Raw genomic sequence first — 18,156 nt, forward strand, 5'->3', positions numbered from 1 at the left:
AATTATTGTGATCAGGAGTGAATAAAAACAATCCATTAAATGATCGGTATCGACGCAAAGTTCAGCTTTTATACAGCGACTTTCTAACTGTTGCCCCATTTTAGAAGAGTATTTTATATGTCGGAAATGAACGAAGGGAACACAGAGTTTGATTTATTTATTGCCGATTTGAATGGCAATCTTCGAGGTAAGCGCATCCCTGCGAGTGGTTTAGACACTGTTATGGCCCAAGGCGTTAAATTGCCGCAATCGGTTATTGGCTTTGACAACTGGGGTGATGATGTTCTTACCAATGGTTTGGTTTTTGAAACCGGAGATACCGACGGCGTTTGCATGCCTGTTTATGATGAGCCGACTTCTGTGCCTTGGGCGGAATCGCCCCGAGATCAAGTGTTAGCCATGATGTTTAATATGGATGGCACACCTTTTTACCCAGATCCACGGCAGATTCTTGTGCGTATTGTTGATCGTTATAAAGCATTGGGTCTAACGCCAGTAGTGGCGACTGAGCTGGAGTTTTATTTATTGGATGGTGAATCTGAATTTAAACGTCGTCCAGAAGAGCCAATTATTAACGATGGAAATGGCCGAAGACTGAGCGAAACAGACTGTTATTCGATCGATGAAATGGATGGTTTGGAAGGCTTTTTTACCGAGGTTCGTGAGGCTTGCGAAGCCCAAGGAATCCCAGCTGATACGATAGTGTCAGAATTAGGCCCAGGACAGTTCGAAATTAATATGCAACACACCAATGACGCAGTATTATCCGCCGACCATGCGATCCTCTTTAAACGCTTGGTCAAAGGTGTTGCCCGTCGTCATGACTTGGGTTCCACCTTTATGGCGAAACCTTACGCCAATAAAAGCGGCAGCGGGATGCATGTGCATTTTAGTTTGCTGGATGAAACGGGCAAAAACGTATTTGATAACGGTGATGAAGATGGCTCTTTGCTGCTTCATCAAGCGGTGGCAGGTTTGTTGGATCACATGCCGGAATCTATGCTGGTATTTGCGCCACATATGAACTCTTACCGTCGTTTTCAAAATGGTGCTCATGCGCCAACTTTTGCAAGTTGGGGTTATGAGAACCGCACGGTTGCGGTACGCATACCGGAAAGTGAATGCGAGGCTCGTCGTATAGAGCATCGAGTCGCGGGTGCGGATGCGAACCCTTATCTTGTGTTGGCGGCAATATTGGGCGCGGCATTGCATGGTATAGAAGCCAAAATGTCACCGCCTGAGCCAATTATAGGGGACGCGTACGCCGTTTATGAACGCTATGAAGCCTTGCCAAATCGTTGGGAATTGGCGACGGAAGCGTTTAAAGACAGTGCATTTATGTGTGAATATCTTGGTGACACCTTTGTCCGAGTGTTTAGTGCGGTGAAGGAGCAAGAGCAGGAAAAAATCTATGGGCGTATTTCCGATGTGGAATACGAAGCGTACTTATAAAGTTTAAACGTTGGCTTTGGCCAATGTTATTAGCTTATTTATTAGTTAATAGTGGGAGATCCCTAAATGAAAAACAAAACGCTTGGTTTTATGCTCGCATGTGCGGCTAGCTCTGCAACACTTCACGCACAAGACGTCGTTAATATTTACAACTGGTCTGACTATATGGCACCAGGTACTTTGGAGCAGTTTACCGCTGAAACTGGCATTAAAGTGAACTACGATGTGTACGACAGTAACGAAGCTCTAGAAGCCAAAATGATGGCTGGGGGTTCTGGTTACGATGTTGTTATGCCGTCGAACTCCTTTTTCGAACGCCAAGTAAAAGCGGGTGTTTATCAGACTATCGATAAGAGTAAGTTAAGCAACATTGGTAATTTGGATGGCACCTTACTTAAACAAATCGAAAAACATGATGCGGGCAACCAGCATAATATTCCTTACGCTTGGGGAACAATCGGTATTGGTTACAACACGCAAATGATCGAAGAACGTTTGGGCACCAGTGATATTGATTCATGGGATATTTTATTCAATCCTGAGATCGCAGCTAAATTGAAAGACTGCGGCATTGCAGTATTAGATTCACCAGCCGAAGTGATGTCTATCGCGAATAATTACCGTCAGGTTGATCCAAACACTGAAGATACGAAAGAATTGGAAGCATCGGCAAAATTGATGAGCCAAGCTCGTCCTTTTATTAAATATTTCCATTCTAGTACCTATATTTCTGATCTAGCGAATGGCGAGATTTGTGTTGCTATCGGTTATAACGGCGACATTCTTCAGTCCCAAGGCCGAGCAGAAGAAGCCAATCAAGGTGTTGATATCAATTTCGTGATTCCGAAAGAAGGTACCTTAGTGTGGTTTGATTTGATGGCGATTCCAGCGGATGCACCACATCCAGCGGCGGCATTGGCATTTATTAATTATACCTTGCGCCCAGAAGTGGCTGCGTCGATTTCTAACTATGTGTATTATGCCGTGCCGAATAAAGCTGCTGAGCCATTGTTGGACGATGAAGTTGTTAACAACAAGGGTATTTATCCTACGCAAGCGGTGAAGGATAAGCTTTATGTACAAGTTGCTCATACGGCGCGTTTTGATCGTTCTTTGACTCGTGCATGGACAAATATCAAAACTGGTCGTTAATCGACGTATCGGCGGAGCTTTCTTGCTCCGCCATTTTTTCGCTCAATCATTTGGATAGGTCGTAGGTTATGTCTGCTTTTCCCAATACTTCTACTGTACAGACGCAATCTGTGCCGACATGGCGTCAAAAAGACGCTAAACCATTTGTGCAAATTGAACAAATCACCAAGCAATTTGGCCAGTTTACTGCGGTGAATTCGGTATCGCTTGATATTTATCGCAATGAACTTTTTTGTTTATTGGGTGGTTCAGGTTCAGGGAAAAGTACCTTGTTACGTATGTTGGCAGGATTCGAAGAGCCAACGTCCGGTCGTATTCTCATTGATGGCGTTGATATGACGGGAATTCCACCTTGGGAACGACCGGTTAATATGATGTTTCAATCTTATGCCTTGTTCCCGCACTTATCGGTCGAAGCCAACGTGGCTTTCGGTTTGAAGCGTGAAGGATTAAAAAGCGCAGAAGTGAATAAGCGCGTTGCTGAAATCTTAGGCATGGTTCAGTTAGGTCATTTAGCGAAACGCAAACCTCACATGTTGTCTGGTGGTCAACGTCAGCGTGTTGCCTTGGCTCGCTCCTTGGTAAAGCGTCCAAAACTCTTGCTGTTAGACGAGCCTTTGGGTGCTTTAGATAAAAAACTGCGTGAAGAAACTCAGTTTGAATTAATGCGCTTGCAGGATGAATTAGGTATTACCTTTATTGTTGTGACTCATGATCAAGAGGAAGCCATGACTTTGGCAACGCGTATTGGTGTGATGAACAATGGCGATATTGTTCAGACGGCAGAACCTCACGAAGTGTATGAGTATCCACAGAATCGATTTGTGGCCGAATTTATCGGTAATGTTAATTTGTTTGATGGCACTGTGATTGATGATGAACGCGATACGACATCGATGCGTAGTGCCGATATCGATGGGTTATTACAAGTTGATCATGGCATCAGCTGTGCGCCGAACCAAGATGTGAGCGTGGCGATTCGTCCCGAAAAAATCCGTATTAGCCGTGAGCCAATCGACTTAGAAGTAAATGCGACAACCGGTGTGATTTCAGATGTGGCCTATATGGGCAGCCAGTCGATATTCAAAGTTCGTCTTAATTCTGGTAAAGAAATTCGCATTACTCAGCCTAATGTGTCTCGCGAAATGGGCAACCGTTTAACATGGGAAGATCGCGTTTTTCTCTCTTGGGACGCGGATAGCTGCGTTGTGTTAGTAGCATGATGTTGAGTAAGCTGCGTTTGGGGCGAACGGCGGTTATTCTGGTGCCAATGTTGTGGTTGGCAGCGTTTTTCTTTATTCCTTTTTTGGTGGTTTTCAAGATATCTCTAGCCGAAGCCATGATTGCGGTGCCGCCGTATTCACCTTTGCTGCAATGGGATTCGAGCAATGCTTATCTCACTTTTAAAGTGACGTTTGGCAACTACCTGTATTTGTTTGAATCACGTTTTTATTTGGATGCGTATTTAAGCTCGTTAAAAATAGCGGCCATATCGACGTTTTTTGCTTTGCTAATTGGTTTTCCGATAGCCTATTTGATTGCTCGCAGTCGTCCCACCATGCGGACGATTTTGCTCGCTTTGGTTATTTTGCCTTTTTGGACGTCTTTTCTATTGCGTGTTTACGCTTGGATGGCGTTGTTGAAAAAGAATGGCTTGGTTAACGATTTCTTATTGGCTACGGGCATTATTGATCAGCCAATACAAATTCTGCAAACCGACTTTGCCGTTTATCTTGGCATTGTTTATACCTATTTGCCGTTTATGATTCTGCCCCTGTACACCACTTTAGAAAAAATGGATTTAAACCTGCTTGATGCTGCGCAAGATTTGGGTGCGAAGCCTTATCAGTCGTTCTTCTTGGTGACCTTGCCATTGGTGAAGCCGGGGATTATTGCTGGCTGTTTGTTAGTGTTTATTCCAGCGGTTGGGGAATATGTGATTCCGGCCTTGTTGGGTGGATCGGATACCTTGATGATTGGCCGTGTGTTGTGGGATGAGTTCTTTTTAAATCGTGATTGGCCTTTGGCATCTGCCGTGGCGGTGGTCATGCTGATTGTTTTGGTTGGGCCAATTATGTTTATGCGAAACAGCAATAAGGAGGCCGAATGAAACAGGGCAGTTCAGTAGCTTTAAAAGTAATGGCTGGTGCGGGCTTTGTGTTTCTGTATGCGCCGATTATTGCCTTGATTGTGTATAGTTTTAATGAATCCAAACTGGTCACAGTGTGGGGCGGTTGGTCGTTAAAATGGTACGTTGAATTGTTCCGTAACGAGCAAATTATGAGTGCGGCATGGGTAAGTCTGAAAATCGCTTTTATCAGTGCGACCATGGCGTCTATATTGGGCACCTTGGCGGGTTTTGTCTTGAGTCGAATGCGTAAGTTCGCAGGCAAAGCTATGTTAACCGGCTGGGTGACGGCACCTTTGGTAATGCCAGAAGTGATCACAGGCTTGTCTTTGCTGTTGTTATTTGTGTCTTTGGAAAGCATGTTCGGCTGGCCTGCTGGTCGTGGTGTGACCACCATCGTTATCGCTCATACAACCTTTTGTTTGGCCTATGTGGCTGTGGTTGTACAATCTCGATTAGCTTCCTTGGATGAAACTTTAGAAGAGGCGGCGATGGATTTAGGTGCCAAACCTACATCCTTGTTCTTTTTAATTACTTTGCCTTTGATTGCGCCCGCGATTATTTCTGGTTGGTTGTTGTCCTTTACCTTGTCATTGGACGATTTAGTGATCGCTAGTTTTGTTTCTGGTCCGGGCAATAGCACCTTGCCAATGGTGATTTTTTCGAAAGTCCGTTTAGGCGTGACGCCAGAAGTGAACGCTTTGGCAACCTTGATGATAGTGACGGTGTCGATTGCTGTCATCGCGGCGATTGTAATTATGCATAGACAAAATCGTTTTAAAGATGCGAATAAATAGTGCTGCTTTTTGAAAAACATTTAAAGGATAAATGAATGAAGATCGGTATTCTTGCTGCGGGTATTACACCTGATTCTTTACTGGGCGAGTTCCCAACCTACGCCAATATGTTTGCCGAACAGCTAGGGAAATTACAAAAGGATTTTTCTTTTGTTACATATGACGTGCGTTTAGATGAATTTCCAAATAGTGCCGAAGAGTGTGATGCTTGGCTGATTACCGGATCGAAAGCCGATGCCTATTCTGATGAGCCTTGGATTCTGCGTTTATGTAGTTTGATCAAAGAAATTGATCAAACTCAGCGCCCTTTAGTCGGCATATGTTTTGGGCATCAAGTTATTGCTCGTGCATTGGGCGGACGTGTTGAAAAATTCCAAGGTGGCTGGGGCGTAGGCATTCATCAATATGATGTATGTGGGTCTTTGCCAGTGCTTCCAGAGGCTAAAGAGCTTGCCTTGTGTGCCTTCCATCAGGATCAGGTCGTTGAAAAGCCTGCGCGTGCGCGAGTGATTTTACGTTCAGAGTTTTGTGAAAATGCAGGCTTGCTTTATGAAGATCATATTTTGACTTTTCAGGGGCATCCTGAGTTTTCCAAAGTGTATGAAAAAGCCTTGGTCGATTTATACGATGGTAAGCAACTTACCCAAGAACAAGCCAAGACAGCTTTAAACTCTCTTGAAAGCAGCGATATTCACTCCAACCAGATGATGTCGTGGATTGGTTTGTTTTTAAAGAAAGAGTCTTAAAAAATAAAGACTCTTTGTGAAACGGCTTTTGTATTTTGTTAGGGTAATCGATCCAGCATAGAGTAATACAACATCCCCGCTACTAACCCCGGCCAACGTAGTAATGTGCCGCCGGGGAAGTCTTTTATAGGTAAACGCTCAAAGGCGTCTATGCCTTCTAGAGAACCTTGTACCGCTTTTGCAAAAATAGCGCCTGCGTAAGTCGCCAGCGCCACGCCATGACCAGAATAACCTTGTGCGACAAAGATGTTTTGTTCTTGTCGAGCAATGTGCGGCATGCGATTTAGCGTGATGGCTAAAGTGCCACCCCAAGCGTAATCAATCTTGTGAGAAGCCAGTTCTGGATAAATTTCAATCATGTGCTTTTTCACAAAGCTCGCGATATCTTTGGGGAAATGTTGGCTGTAGTTTTCACCGCCGCCCCAAAGCAAACGTTGGTCAGCAGACAGGCGGAAATAATTCACCACAAATTTGGAATCAGCCACAGCGACTCGTTCAGCATTGATGCGATTTGCCTGTTCATCACTCAAGGGTTCCGTGGCAATAATGAAGTTATTAATCGGCATGATTTTTTTCGCCGCTGCGCCATTAAGTTTGCCCAAATAACCATTGCAAGCGAATAGCAGGTAGCGACAACGTATCTTGCCTTTTTCGGTAATAACCTCCGGTTTCTCACCTGCTTTATAAGAGATGGCAGTGGAATTTTCGTAAAGCGTGGCACCATGAGCAGTTGCCGCTTGCGCCATGCCTAAGACGAAGTTAAGCGGATGAATGTGCGCGCCTTCTCGATAAAACTCGCCACCAAAATAACGATCCGTGCCGAGCTTTTTAGCAACCTCGTCAGCGGTTAGATAGTCGACTGCGCTGTAGCCTAATGTATTGCGTTTGTATTCCACAGATTCTTTAATTTCGTCACCATGACGGCGTTTGCTGGCGACGTGCAAAACGCCCGCAGTCAAGTCGCAATCTATGTTGTAGCGCTTAACAAGTTCTTTCACTAAAGCAACCGAGTCCACCGAGCTTTGCCATAGCAAATCGGCGGTGTCTTTGCCGACTTGCTTTATCATGTCTTCGTGGCCCATGTTATGGCCTTGGCAAATCTGACCACCATTACGACCAGACGCTCCCCAGCCAATTTTATTTGCTTCGACTAAACTTACTTTAAAGCCAGCTTCTGCTAAATGCAGTGCGGCAGAAACGCCAGTAAAACCACCACCAATAATACAGATATCGGTTTCTTGTTCGCCTGTTAGGCTTGGGTAATCTGTCTGTATATTCGCTGTTGCAGCGTAGTAGGATGCTTCGTGAGTATTCACTTGGTGAGTCCTTTGAAAACAGATAGCAACGAAAGGTTGGTATCGAATTAGATGATGGTTTTATTTTAACCCATTCTGGCAAAAGCAGTTGCTTTAGTCGATCAACTAAAATATGTTCAAAGCCAAATTATCAACTAATTTAGTGATCATAGTAAACAAATAGACTGTATCCGCAATAGGCATTTTTTTAGCCGTTTTAATAAAGAAATTCGTTGGCACAAGGTGGGTTATGACAGAGTTTGAAGCTTTTTTGAAAGAACATTCAATAACGGAAGTCGAGTCAACGTTGGCAGACATGACGGGCAATGCTCGGGGGAAATTTTATCCAACGTATAAATTCTTGGCAGAATTATTTGGGCGTATTCCAGAGACTATTCTCGTGCAAAGTGTTACCGGTGATTGGGCTGACAATCACTACGAGTTGGTGGATGCGAGCGACCGCGACATGGAGCTTCATCCTGATCCGAATACCTTCCGATTAGTGCCTTGGGCAGATGAGCCGACGGCGCAAATCATCAATGATTGTTACGATAAAAGCGGCCAGCTGCATCCTTTATCTAGTCGTACGATTCTACGTAATATTCTTGCTTTGTATGCGAAAGAAGGCATCACACCAGTGATTGCCCCAGAAGTAGAGTTTTATCTGATTGATCCAAACACCGATCCGGATTATGAGTTAAAACCCGCAGTAGGGCGCTCGGGTAAACGAGAGACTTCTCGTCGTTCTTACAGCATTGATGCGGTGAACGAGTTCAACCCAGTGATTGATACGCTTTACAGTTATTGCGAAGCACAGGGTTTGGATGTGGATACTTTGATCCATGAGTCTGGTGCGGCGCAGATGGAAATCAACTTTATTCATGGTGATCCGTTAGACTTGGCCGATCAGGTGTTTGTCTTTAAACGTACTTTGCGTGAAGCAGCTATGAAGCATGGCATGTACGCGACATTTATGGCTAAACCTATGCAACATGAGCCGGGCAGTGCGATGCATATTCACCAGAGTTTGGTAGACAGTAAAACAGGTAAAAACTTGTTTGATGACAACGGCAGCCCAAGTGAACTGTTTTATAACTACTTGGGTGGACTGCAAAAGTACACGCCAAGTGCGATCAGTTTTTTTGCCCCAAACGTCAACTCTTATCGTCGTTTCTCTCCAGATATGGCGGCGCCAATCAATATGCAATGGGGATTTGATAACCGTACTGCAGGACTAAGAATTCCGTTTTCGCCACCGGAAGCTACGCGCATTGAAAACCGTTTTCCGGGTGCGGATTGCAACCCTTATTTGGGGATCGCTGCAACATTGGCGTGTGGCTATCTTGGCATTAAAGAGAAACTGCATCCTACTGAACCTGTGGAAGGTAAAAAGCCCCCTTCAGAAGAAGTTGAAATCGCTCGTACTCTTGAAGAAGGTTTACGTCTTTTGGAAGAATGCCAACCGCTTTGCGACATCATGGGCGAACATTTCGTCAAAGCCTACATGGGCGTCAAACGCAGCGAATTTGAAACCTTCAACCGAGTGATTAGTTCTTGGGAGCGAGAACACCTATTGTTAAACGTTTGATGATTTAGGACGGGACAATCAAAACAAAAAAGGCCAGACGTTTCCATCTGGCCTTTTTATTTATCCGCATTTCAATTTGGGCTTATCTATAGCAAATCGTTATGCTGCTGTTTCGCGTCCAAAGTGTTTACCAAGTAGGGCATGGTAAAAGTTATGGTCGTTGAGAATACCGACGGATTTACCTGCTTCTTCCAATACCATGAAGTGGTTGGAGTGATAGCGCAGCTCTACCGCATCGCGCATGGCTATGTTGGCAGGTACGATGAAGACGGTGTTATCTGGTACGTTGGCAAAGATGGTTTCCGGTGTCCAGCGCGCCGTTGGAATGTCGCCTCTTGGCCCTTGCACATAAACCAGTTTGCCGTTGTCTAGCTTCATTTTAATGTCGTCATTGATAACAACATGGCCGTCTTGTACTGCTAATTCAGCCAATGGTGTCATTAGCGAGATGCCGCATAACACGTTCAGAGGGTTGGTGTGAGCAACAAACTTCTCTACATAATCGGTAGCTGGGTTTAGAACAATTTGCTCAGGAGCGTCTTCCTGAATGATTCTAGCGGACTCCATAATGGCAATCTTGGTACCGATTTTCAGTGCTTCATCCAGATCATGGCTCACGAAAATAATGGTTTTATTTAAGCGTTTTTGCAGCTCGATCAGTTCGTCTTGAAGTTGCGAACGGATTAATGGATCGAGCGCAGAGAAAGGTTCGTCCATTAGCAAAACGTCTGTGTCCATGGCAAAAGCTCTTGCCAAACCTACACGCTGGCGCATACCACCGGACAGCTCGTCAGGTTTTTTGTCTGCCCATTTGTCTAGGCTAACCATTTTTAGCTGCTCGCGTGCCTTTTTTAGGCGTTCGGCTTTCGGCATGCCTTGCATTTCTAAACCGAAGGCGACGTTTTCAAGTACTGTTAACCAAGGCATTAAGGCAAAGCTTTGAAATACCATGGATACACGACGAGTACGCATGTGGCGTAGTGTTGCATCGTCACATTTGGCCATATCGACCATTTTGTCACCGTCTCTGACAAGACAGCGACCGCGGGCGATTTTATTCAAACCATTAATGGCGCGCAGTAGGGTAGATTTTCCAGAACCAGACAGTCCCATTAATACGCAGATTTCCCCTTCATTGACTTCGATGTTAGCGTTTTGCACGCCTACAACATCGCCAGTCATACCTAGAATTTGATCTCTGGTGTGGCCTTTGTCCATTAGAGGGAGTGTTTTCGCTTTATTGTTGCCGAAAACAATGTCGACGTTTTCAATGGTTACAACAGCCATAATTTATCCCTCGCTTCTAGATGATGGTGATTTACAGATTCGGTCCAGCATGATGGCTACCAATACGATGGCGACACCTGCTTCAAAACCTTGGGAAATGTTGACTGTGTTCAATGCTCTGATAACGGGTTTCCCTAATCCATCAGCTCCGACTAGGGCCGCAACCACCACCATGGATAAAGACAACATAATACATTGTGTGACACCGGCCATGATGTTTGGCATGGCAGCGGGTAATTCGACCTTGTATAGGAGTTTGGATTTTGTGCAGCCGAAGGCCAAGCCTGCTTCGATAAGTTCGTTAGGTACTTTGCTAACCCCTAAGTAGGTTAAGCGAATTGGTGCAGCAATGGCAAAGATAATGGTTGATATCAAACCTGGCACGTAACCAAGACCAAATAGAATGAGTGTTGGAATGAGATAAACAAAAGTTGGGATGGTCTGCATCAAATCTAAAATCGGACGTAAGGTGGTGTATAACCAAGGCCGGTGAGCAGCCGCAATGCCAATAGGTACACCAATTAATACACTTATTGCTGTAGCAGAGACAACAAGCACTAGTGTTTGAATCGTTTCTATCCAGTAGCCCATGTTGATGATTAACAATAGAGACAAGGTAATAAAGATAAGTAAGCCAATACTACGATGCAGAAACCAAACGCCAACTAAAATGATGGTAATGACTGCGAATGGATGAAGTGAGTCAATCGCGTCGACCATGGTAACAATCATGGTTTCTAATGTTATAGAAACTAGATCAAAAAACACGGAAGCCGCAGTAACTAGCCAGTCGACAAAGTTTTCCATCCATGCGCCAAGAGGGATCTTATTATCCGTCAGCCAATTCATATATGTGTTCTCCCGATAGTTTGATGGTGCTCCCTTAACGGTGTGTCGCTAAGGGAGCCATGAGGTGCTAATTAGGTGTTATAGACCTAGGTGTGATTTCACAGCGCTTAGGCCGTTATCACCCGATTGAGTTGTGACACCTTTAAGCCAAGCATCCAGAACTTCAGGGTTTGCTTTTAACCATTCTTTTGCTGCGATGTTAGGTTTTTTGCCTTCATCAAGAATGGCGCCCATGATTTGGTTTTCCATAGGCAAAGAGAATTTTAGGTTGGCGATAAGTTTGCCTACGTTAGGACATTGTTGGATGTAGCCTTTACGAACGTTGGTGTGAACATCAGCTCCACCGTAATTTGGGCCGAAATAGTCGTCACCACCTGAAAGGTATTCCATTTTAAAGTTGGCATTCATTGGGTGCGGTGCCCAGCCTAGGAAAGCGATCCATTTGTTACGACGGGTATTACGGCTAACTTGCGATAACATGCCAGCTTCGCTGGATTCAACCAGTTGGAAATTGCCTAGATCAAAGGCGTTGGTATCGATCATATTTTGGATAATGCGGTTGCCGTCATTGCCCGGCTCTATACCGTAAATGCGACCAGAAAATTCTTTGCGATGTTTTGCTATGTCTGAAAAGTCCGTTACGCCTGCATCAAAAGCGTCTTTACTAACCGCTAGTGTGTATTTGGCACCGACTAGGTTTGCACCAAGGTCTTCAACCGTGTCAGCTTTTAGGTAAGGTTCGATATCAGACTGCATGGTAGGCATCCAGTTGCCAAGAAAGACATCTATATCGCCATTTGCTAGCGAAGTGTAAGTAACAGGAACAGATAACAATTGTGTTTTGGATTTGTACCCTAGACCTTCTACGATTTCACTGGTTACCGCTGTGGTGGCTGTAATATCAGTCCAACCTACGTCGGAAAAGCGAACCGTAGAGCAATCTGCTGCCAGGGTTAGTCCTGAAATACCTGCCACGCTTATGGCAATTGCCGTCTTCTTAGCCTTATTTAACATACCCTTACCCTCTTTCTATTGAACTCAAAATCAATGAGCGAATACAGTGCCAAGTGCTGGCACTGAAAGTGAACTCCTAAAGCGTTAGCAGCGTGTTTTGTAGGCTGCCTAAAAAATGTATGATGAAAAATCTGTTCGATGGAGTGTTTAGATTCGATCCTGAAACACGAGATCCAGATAGTCTTGTATTTGTCCGGCTGATTCTTGTTTATTAATGCCGCCTGCTAATGAGCCGCGTAGCCACATACCATCGATAAGCGCAGCCACAGTAAGTGCGATGCGTCGGGCTTTTTTAATTTCAAAATCTTCTTTTAGTACACATACCAGCGATGTTTGTAAGCGATTAGAGTAGATATTCTGTAATCGATACAAAGAGGGTGTGTGCATGGCTGATGCCCAAAACCCCATCCAAGCTTTGACGACTTGGGGGTGTGTTTGGGATTGACTAAAACTGGCTTTTACAATGGCCATGACTTTATGTTTAGCCGATTTATTTTTAGCTTTCATGACTTCTTGAGATAAACCTTCAAAAAACTCACGAATCAGACTTCTCATTGTGGCTTCGTACAAGCCATCTTTGCCACCAAAGTAGTGGTTGATGATGGCTGGAGAAACGCCTGCTTTTTTACCTATAACACTGACTGTTGCCCCCGCAAAACCGTATTTATCTATGGCTTTTATTGCGGCCTCGATGAGCTGAGGTTTACGTATTTCAGGCATTCCAACTTTTGGCATTCTGGATCCTTTTTTATTAAACAGCCGTTTAATTAAAACTATACTAGGCTGATTGTGCAATTTAGGTCAACCCTTGACAATTCGACAACTTAGTTCTCTAAGTAATTTAACTGTATGATTTTAAAGGGTTAATGGTCATTTAAATTTTTTTGATCTTTTTTTTTAGGGTTATTGTGTCGGTTTAAGATAAGAAATGAGGATTTTTGTGCTTATATCTTACTTAAAATACCACTTTAACTCGCAGCGTTCATTTTTCTGAGTGGCTGGAATTTTTGGTCGTAGTTGTGTTAATTATAAAGCTAAATTAAAGCTTGGAGTGTTATTTAATGGATGTCGCATTTTCGGTATTTGATACCCTGATAGATAGATCGGATATGAGCAGTGATAAGTGGTCAAAATACCCTGAAAATGTCATTCCTATGTGGGTGGCAGACATGGATTTTGATTCGCCAGATTGCATTAAAGAAGCGTTAAATCAAAGGGTTAGCAAAGGAGTTTATGGTTATACTCATACGCCAAAATCACTGGTGAAAGCGATTCAGTCTCATCTTTCTACTCGTTATGGCTGGGGTGTTTCTGCTGCTCATTTGGTGCATTTACCAGGTTTAGTTTGTGCCTTGCATTTGAGTGTACGGGTCTTTTCAAACGAGGGAGATGGTATTGTTGTGCCAGGTCCAGTTTATTACCATCTAACCAAAGCGCCACTAACATCTGGACGTGATTTACTTAATGTGGATATGGTCATTGAAGGTGGTCGTTGGGTGCCAGATATGGTGCAATTTGAAGCGGCTTGTGCTAATCCTAAAAGTAAGATGGTTCTATTATGTAATCCGCATAATCCAGGCGGTACGGTTTATACCAAGGCTGAATTGTTAAGTATTCACGCGTTAGCAAAAAAATACGATTTGCTGGTGGTGAGTGATGAAATTCACTGTGATTTGATCTTGGACGATTTACCTCATGTGCCATTTGCCAGTTTGAATAAAGATGCTGCGAATCGCACCATTACCTTAATGGCGCCAAGTAAAACCTTCAACATTGCAGGTTTGGGTTATGCTTTTGCGGTGATTGGAAACGCCGAATTGCGCCAAGCTTTTAACAAAGAGAGGGCGGGCTTAATACCATCCCCTAATATGTTTGGTCTAACGGCCGCTATTGCTGCTTACGAAGAAGGCCAAGAGTGGCATGACGAGCTATTGGTATATTTGAAAAGAAATCGAGATTTAGTGGCAGAAAGGATTGCTGCAACCCCCCTTAAAATGCTGCATTTAGAGGCGACATATCTTGCATGGATAGATGCGTCAGCCTTGTCTCTCGATAATCCGTATCAATTTTTTGTTGATGCTGGTGTTGGTGTTTCTGATGGTAAAGATTTTGGCAATCCTAACTATGTTCGCCTAAACTTTGGTTGTCCCCAATCTATTCTCGACCAGGCAATGACTCGTATTGAAGAGGCGCTAATAAAGCACAAGTTTATGTGATATTTTCTCTTTTATAACAGTCAAATAAGTAAGATCGAGTCCGGGTTTAAAGTGTATTTACAGGAGTTGTTCTTATGTTGACGTTAGCAGCGAGTAATTTTGTTAATCGTTATATCCAGCAAGCTTCTCCTGCGATGCGCGAGGACTTGCTGGAAATAATTCAAATGATGGAATTAATTGCTCCAGAGGCTGAGTTAGTCAGTGGCTTGGGTATCCCTTATTTTCAACAAAATGCCAGTTGGCTGTATGGTGTTGCGGCAAGAGAAGATCATTTATGCGTGTATTTTTCAGATCTTAGCGTGCTTTATTCGTTTACTAACCGCTTACCTCATGTTCAATTTGGGGATAATTGTTTTATTATCCATCGTTTGGATGACATTAACCTTAATGTTTTAGCGGAGCTTTTTGGGCAGATAAAAGTACATTTTTTATTGAATCAGCGCGAATCTTCGCCACTTATTCAGTAGGTTTCTAGTGGGTTTTTGCTTGAAATCTAAAGGTTTCCTTATCTAGGTCATTTGCTAAATGATAGATTTCACTGTTCGTATAAGTGCTTTTGTTCTGGTCTTTAGCTCGCTTCTTTTTTGGCAATGGTATTGGCCAAGAGGTGTTCTTTTTCAGTGGCGGCAACGTTGGTGTCATAACCTTTCTTTGTTGGTAATTGGGTCGATTAGTGTTCGAGTCATTCAGCCATTATTGCTGTCTCTCGTTGCCTTATCTAGTCAGAATTTTGGTCTGTTTTGGGTGTTGAATTTGCCTTTCTGGGCGGTTTTTTTGTCGAGCATTTCGCTGCTAGATTGTCTTATTTATTGGCAGCATAGGCTATTTCATCGTATCCCTTTCTTGTGGTGTATTCATCGAGTGCATCATTCTGATCCCGAATTAGATGTAAGTTCAGCTGTGCGTTTTCATCCTATCGAAATTATATTGTCTCTTTTTATTAAGGCTTTAGCCGTTTGGTTATTAGGTATTCCTGTGGAGGCTGTGTTGGTATTTGATATTTTATTGAATGCATCCGCTATGTTTAACCACACTAATGCAAGATTGCCTGTTAATATCGAAGTATGGGTTAAGAAGCTGGTAGTTACTCCAGATATGCATCGCATACATCATTCAAGGGTAAGTCTTGAAGCAAATAGTAATTACGGTTTTTTCCTGAGTATTTGGGATGCGTTTTTTAAGAGTAAAAGAAATGATGCATTAGAAGGAGATGAACTTTTGAAAATAGGACTGCCTGATACGGTGACGTATCAACCAACATCGTTAAAGGAAGTATTGGTGATGCCTTTTAAGTTATTTAAATAGCATCGTTAAAGACGAATAGATTAGAAGCAGTTAGGAAACTTTATGAGTTATCACGAAGTAAATTTTATCGAAATGCGTGTTATTGGTTGTCTGATGGAAAAAGAGATTACCACGCCGGATCAATATCCACTTAGTTTGAATGCCCTCGTTAATGCCTGTAACCAAAAATCCAACCGTGAGCCAGTGACCCAGCTGTCAGAAATAGAAGTGCAAGACGCATTAGATGCGTTGGTTTCTCGTGGTTTGGTCACCGAAATTAATGCTTCTCATAGCCGTGTTAGCAAATATCAGCACAGATTTTGTAATACGGAGTTTTCTGATTTGCAATTGTCGCCAGCGGAAACAGCGATTATTTGCTTGATGTTTGTTCGTGGTGCTCAAACGCCAGGAGAGCTTCGCTCGCGCAGTGGTCGTCTGCATAGCTTTCAATCACGCGATGAAGTTGAATTGGCTTTGCAGTCGCTGCAGACGAAAACTGGCGGCCCTTATGTTTGCCTATTACCAAGAGAGCCGGGTAAGCGCGAGCAGCGTTACCAAGAGTGTTTCTGTTCCGAATCTGATCGACCCGCGGCCTCTTTTTCTTCTGATACAAGCGATGAATACACGCAACAACTTGAAGCCAAAGTTAAAGAGCTAGAAGCACAAGTTGAAAAATTAAATGAACGCATTAATGAACTTGAAAATGCCAGTGGACTATAGTCTTCTTTGACGTCAAACTTAGCGAGATATTTGCACGACTACTGTGCTTGCCAATACTTTGCTAAAAACAGACTCGAAATGCTTATTTATAACTCATAAACTCTGCTTTCTCGTCTATTTTTGCCTCGTCTTGGTTTCGCTCGTAAGGTCTTGCAAAGGTCTCTTACGTGCGTTTTTTTAGCGTCGCTATTTTTAACACTAATAAGTTGTTGGTGTTAATGCTTTGATTAAGTCTATGGGGAGAATCCTATGAAGAAGGTACGCTGGGGTATTATTGGAACAGGTCAAATCGCGCATTTATTTGCGAGCGATTTTTGTCATGTTAAAGCGGGCGAACTTCGTGCGGTTGCTTCTCGTGATAAGGCATCGGCAGATGCGTTTGCGGCCGAATTTGATATTGAATTAGCATTCATTGATTACTTTTCACTGATTAATAGTCATGAAGTAGATGTTATCTACATTGCAACACCTCACGTGTATCACTACGATCTTACTAAAGCCTGCATTTTAGCTGGTAAGGCCGTATTATGTGAAAAACCTTTCACTATCAATCAGTCACAATCTAAGGAGCTTTATGACCTAGCCTTAGAGCATAATGTGTTTGTTATGGAAGCCATGTGGACACGCTTTAATCCAGTTATAGAGCAAGTTGTAGAATGGGTTGAAGAGGGTGAAATTGGCGATCTAAACAGTATTCAAGCAAGCTTCAATTTTGTCGGGCCTACAGACCCAGATCATCGTTTGATGAATCTTGAGCTTGGTGGTGGCGCTTTATTAGATATTGGTATTTATCCGGTATTCTTAGCGCAGTTGTTTTTTGGTAAACCTGATTTTGTGCAGAACCAAGCGGTAATTGGCGACACCGACGTGGATCTGTTTGAGCAAATTCTACTGGGCTGGGAAAGCGGACAGCTTGCTTCTTTGGATGCGTCTTTGATTTCGTGTAACCCGAACCGTGCCATGTTATCTGGTTCTAAGGGCTATATTGAAATCGATTCTGAATGGTTCAAAGCTAAATCTTGCCGTGTTATTAGCGCGGATAATAAAGAGCGCGCTGTGGAGTTTGATTTTCCAGGAAATGGTTATCAGTTTGAAGTGGATGAAGTGAACCGCTGTCTTGAAGAGGGGTTGATTCAAAGCCCTAATCACAGCTGGCAGAACAGTTTGGAATTGATTGCGACGCTAGATGAAATTCGTCAGGATATAGGTTTGTACTATCCAGGCGAAGATGGCTCTAGTGATGGGCACCACCATCACCATGATGAAGAGGATTTACATCACCATCATCATGAACACAGTCATCATAAGCATTAATTATTGAAAGTATGTGATAAATAAAAAGGCTCTTTTCATCGCTGAAAAGAGCCTTTTTTGTATCTATTGTCCCGTCCTGAAATAGGTTTACACCTAGGAGACCTATTATGGGGACACCAAGTAATACCAAACGCAAGCGTACTCAACGCGACTACACAATGGGCTTTAAATTACAGATAGTGATGGCCGTTGAAAAAGGCGACATGACTTATAAGCAAGCTCAAAAGATCTATGGAATCCAAGGCCGATCAACGGTGCTGACTTGGCTTCGAAAACACGGCAAAATGGATTGGTCTACCAAAGTGAGGCTACCC

Annotated in this window: 18 protein-coding genes; 13 read left to right on the top strand and 5 right to left on the bottom strand. The window is 43.4% G+C overall.

Features of this window, described 5'->3' with window-relative positions:
• Positions 1-117: 117 nt before the first annotated feature.
• The 6 genes from B6N13_RS17535 to B6N13_RS17560 all read left to right on the top strand — a co-directional run bounded on the left by B6N13_RS17535 (position 118) and on the right by B6N13_RS17560 (position 6,275).
• The gene (locus tag B6N13_RS17535; protein WP_072841108.1) at positions 118-1,452 is read left to right on the top strand and encodes a glutamine synthetase family protein; all 1,335 of its coding nucleotides are present in this window, start codon (positions 118-120) and stop codon (positions 1,450-1,452) included.
• 66 nt (positions 1,453-1,518) lie between these two features.
• Positions 1,519-2,604, top strand: coding sequence for a polyamine ABC transporter substrate-binding protein (locus tag B6N13_RS17540; RefSeq protein ID WP_169460132.1), 1,086 nt, complete (start codon positions 1,519-1,521; stop codon positions 2,602-2,604).
• A 68-nt stretch (positions 2,605-2,672) separates the two neighbouring features.
• On the top strand, positions 2,673-3,827 hold the full coding sequence (locus tag B6N13_RS17545) for an ABC transporter ATP-binding protein (protein ID WP_072841106.1): 1,155 nt from the start codon (positions 2,673-2,675) through the stop codon (positions 3,825-3,827).
• On the top strand, positions 3,824-4,714 hold the full coding sequence (locus B6N13_RS17550) for an ABC transporter permease subunit (protein WP_169460133.1): 891 nt from the start codon (positions 3,824-3,826) through the stop codon (positions 4,712-4,714). Before B6N13_RS17545 ends, B6N13_RS17550 begins: the two co-directional genes overlap by 4 nt.
• Positions 4,711-5,529, top strand: coding sequence for an ABC transporter permease subunit (locus tag B6N13_RS17555; protein WP_100187857.1), 819 nt, complete (start codon positions 4,711-4,713; stop codon positions 5,527-5,529). The genes B6N13_RS17550 and B6N13_RS17555 overlap by 4 nt, the downstream gene beginning before the upstream one ends.
• Before the next feature lie 35 nt (positions 5,530-5,564).
• Entirely contained in the window at positions 5,565-6,275 is a 711-nt protein-coding gene (locus B6N13_RS17560; RefSeq protein ID WP_169460134.1) for a glutamine amidotransferase, read from the top strand.
• A gap of 38 nt (positions 6,276-6,313) precedes the next feature.
• On the opposite strand, the gene B6N13_RS17565 is transcribed toward B6N13_RS17560, so the two are convergent.
• Positions 6,314-7,591: an FAD-binding oxidoreductase gene (locus tag B6N13_RS17565; protein WP_169460135.1), complete on the bottom strand. Its 1,278-nt coding sequence runs from the start codon at positions 7,589-7,591 to the stop codon at positions 6,314-6,316.
• 229 nt (positions 7,592-7,820) lie between these two features.
• On the opposite strand from B6N13_RS17565, the gene B6N13_RS17570 reads away from it, so the two are divergent.
• A complete protein-coding gene (locus tag B6N13_RS17570) occupies positions 7,821-9,158 on the top strand; it encodes a glutamine synthetase family protein (protein ID WP_012071185.1) in 1,338 nt (445 codons plus the stop codon).
• Positions 9,159-9,257: 99 nt separating this feature from the next.
• On the opposite strand, the gene choV is transcribed toward B6N13_RS17570, so the two are convergent.
• The 4 genes from choV to betI all read right to left on the bottom strand — a co-directional run bounded on the left by choV (position 9,258) and on the right by betI (position 13,043).
• Positions 9,258-10,445: a choline ABC transporter ATP-binding protein gene (gene choV, locus B6N13_RS17575; RefSeq protein ID WP_169460136.1), complete on the bottom strand. Its 1,188-nt coding sequence runs from the start codon at positions 10,443-10,445 to the stop codon at positions 9,258-9,260.
• A 3-nt stretch (positions 10,446-10,448) separates the two neighbouring features.
• On the bottom strand, positions 10,449-11,294 hold the full coding sequence (choW, locus tag B6N13_RS17580; RefSeq protein ID WP_012071183.1) for a choline ABC transporter permease subunit: 846 nt from the start codon (positions 11,292-11,294) through the stop codon (positions 10,449-10,451).
• A 78-nt stretch (positions 11,295-11,372) separates the two neighbouring features.
• A complete protein-coding gene (locus B6N13_RS17585; RefSeq protein WP_169460137.1) occupies positions 11,373-12,308 on the bottom strand; it encodes a choline ABC transporter substrate-binding protein in 936 nt (311 codons plus the stop codon).
• A gap of 147 nt (positions 12,309-12,455) precedes the next feature.
• A complete protein-coding gene (gene betI, locus B6N13_RS17590) occupies positions 12,456-13,043 on the bottom strand; it encodes a transcriptional regulator BetI (protein WP_012071181.1) in 588 nt (195 codons plus the stop codon).
• A gap of 326 nt (positions 13,044-13,369) precedes the next feature.
• On the opposite strand from betI, the gene B6N13_RS17595 reads away from it, so the two are divergent.
• From B6N13_RS17595 to B6N13_RS17620, 6 genes are all read left to right on the top strand, one after another.
• On the top strand, positions 13,370-14,524 hold the full coding sequence (locus tag B6N13_RS17595) for a PatB family C-S lyase (protein ID WP_169460138.1): 1,155 nt from the start codon (positions 13,370-13,372) through the stop codon (positions 14,522-14,524).
• A gap of 74 nt (positions 14,525-14,598) precedes the next feature.
• A complete protein-coding gene (locus B6N13_RS17600) occupies positions 14,599-14,991 on the top strand; it encodes a DUF1801 domain-containing protein (protein WP_012071179.1) in 393 nt (130 codons plus the stop codon).
• 58 nt (positions 14,992-15,049) lie between these two features.
• Complete coding sequence (locus tag B6N13_RS17605) at positions 15,050-15,829, top strand: sterol desaturase family protein (protein ID WP_169460139.1); 780 nt, start codon at positions 15,050-15,052, stop codon at positions 15,827-15,829.
• A gap of 42 nt (positions 15,830-15,871) precedes the next feature.
• Complete coding sequence (locus B6N13_RS17610) at positions 15,872-16,528, top strand: DUF480 domain-containing protein (RefSeq protein WP_012071177.1); 657 nt, start codon at positions 15,872-15,874, stop codon at positions 16,526-16,528.
• 249 nt (positions 16,529-16,777) lie between these two features.
• On the top strand, positions 16,778-17,842 hold the full coding sequence (locus B6N13_RS17615; RefSeq protein WP_100187865.1) for a Gfo/Idh/MocA family oxidoreductase: 1,065 nt from the start codon (positions 16,778-16,780) through the stop codon (positions 17,840-17,842).
• A gap of 107 nt (positions 17,843-17,949) precedes the next feature.
• The coding region (locus B6N13_RS17620) for a helix-turn-helix domain-containing protein (RefSeq protein WP_169459476.1) at positions 17,950-18,156 on the top strand (207 nt) is incomplete at its 3' end.

The organism is Marinomonas sp. UCMA 3892, assembly GCF_012726345.1.
Lineage (GTDB): Bacteria > Pseudomonadota > Gammaproteobacteria > Pseudomonadales > Marinomonadaceae > Marinomonas.

What these genes read in the sequence shown, in the direction of transcription:
- B6N13_RS17585 (WP_169460137.1), bottom strand. Translation starts at nt 12,308, where the DNA reads ATGTTAAATAAGGCTAAGAAGACGGCAATTGCCATAAGCGTGGCAGGT.
- B6N13_RS17560 (WP_169460134.1), top strand. Translation starts at nt 5,565, where the DNA reads ATGAAGATCGGTATTCTTGCTGCGGGTATTACACCTGATTCTTTACTG.
- B6N13_RS17555 (WP_100187857.1), top strand. Translation starts at nt 4,711, where the DNA reads ATGAAACAGGGCAGTTCAGTAGCTTTAAAAGTAATGGCTGGTGCGGGC.
- betI (WP_012071181.1), bottom strand. Translation starts at nt 13,043, where the DNA reads ATGCCAAAAGTTGGAATGCCTGAAATACGTAAACCTCAGCTCATCGAG.
- B6N13_RS17605 (WP_169460139.1), top strand. Translation starts at nt 15,050, where the DNA reads ATGATAGATTTCACTGTTCGTATAAGTGCTTTTGTTCTGGTCTTTAGC.
- B6N13_RS17570 (WP_012071185.1), top strand. Translation starts at nt 7,821, where the DNA reads ATGACAGAGTTTGAAGCTTTTTTGAAAGAACATTCAATAACGGAAGTC.
- choW (WP_012071183.1), bottom strand. Translation starts at nt 11,294, where the DNA reads ATGAATTGGCTGACGGATAATAAGATCCCTCTTGGCGCATGGATGGAA.
- B6N13_RS17545 (WP_072841106.1), top strand. Translation starts at nt 2,673, where the DNA reads ATGTCTGCTTTTCCCAATACTTCTACTGTACAGACGCAATCTGTGCCG.
- choV (WP_169460136.1), bottom strand. Translation starts at nt 10,445, where the DNA reads ATGGCTGTTGTAACCATTGAAAACGTCGACATTGTTTTCGGCAACAAT.
- B6N13_RS17615 (WP_100187865.1), top strand. Translation starts at nt 16,778, where the DNA reads ATGAAGAAGGTACGCTGGGGTATTATTGGAACAGGTCAAATCGCGCAT.
- B6N13_RS17595 (WP_169460138.1), top strand. Translation starts at nt 13,370, where the DNA reads ATGGATGTCGCATTTTCGGTATTTGATACCCTGATAGATAGATCGGAT.
- B6N13_RS17610 (WP_012071177.1), top strand. Translation starts at nt 15,872, where the DNA reads ATGAGTTATCACGAAGTAAATTTTATCGAAATGCGTGTTATTGGTTGT.
- B6N13_RS17600 (WP_012071179.1), top strand. Translation starts at nt 14,599, where the DNA reads ATGTTGACGTTAGCAGCGAGTAATTTTGTTAATCGTTATATCCAGCAA.
- B6N13_RS17550 (WP_169460133.1), top strand. Translation starts at nt 3,824, where the DNA reads ATGATGTTGAGTAAGCTGCGTTTGGGGCGAACGGCGGTTATTCTGGTG.
- B6N13_RS17540 (WP_169460132.1), top strand. Translation starts at nt 1,519, where the DNA reads ATGAAAAACAAAACGCTTGGTTTTATGCTCGCATGTGCGGCTAGCTCT.
- B6N13_RS17535 (WP_072841108.1), top strand. Translation starts at nt 118, where the DNA reads ATGTCGGAAATGAACGAAGGGAACACAGAGTTTGATTTATTTATTGCC.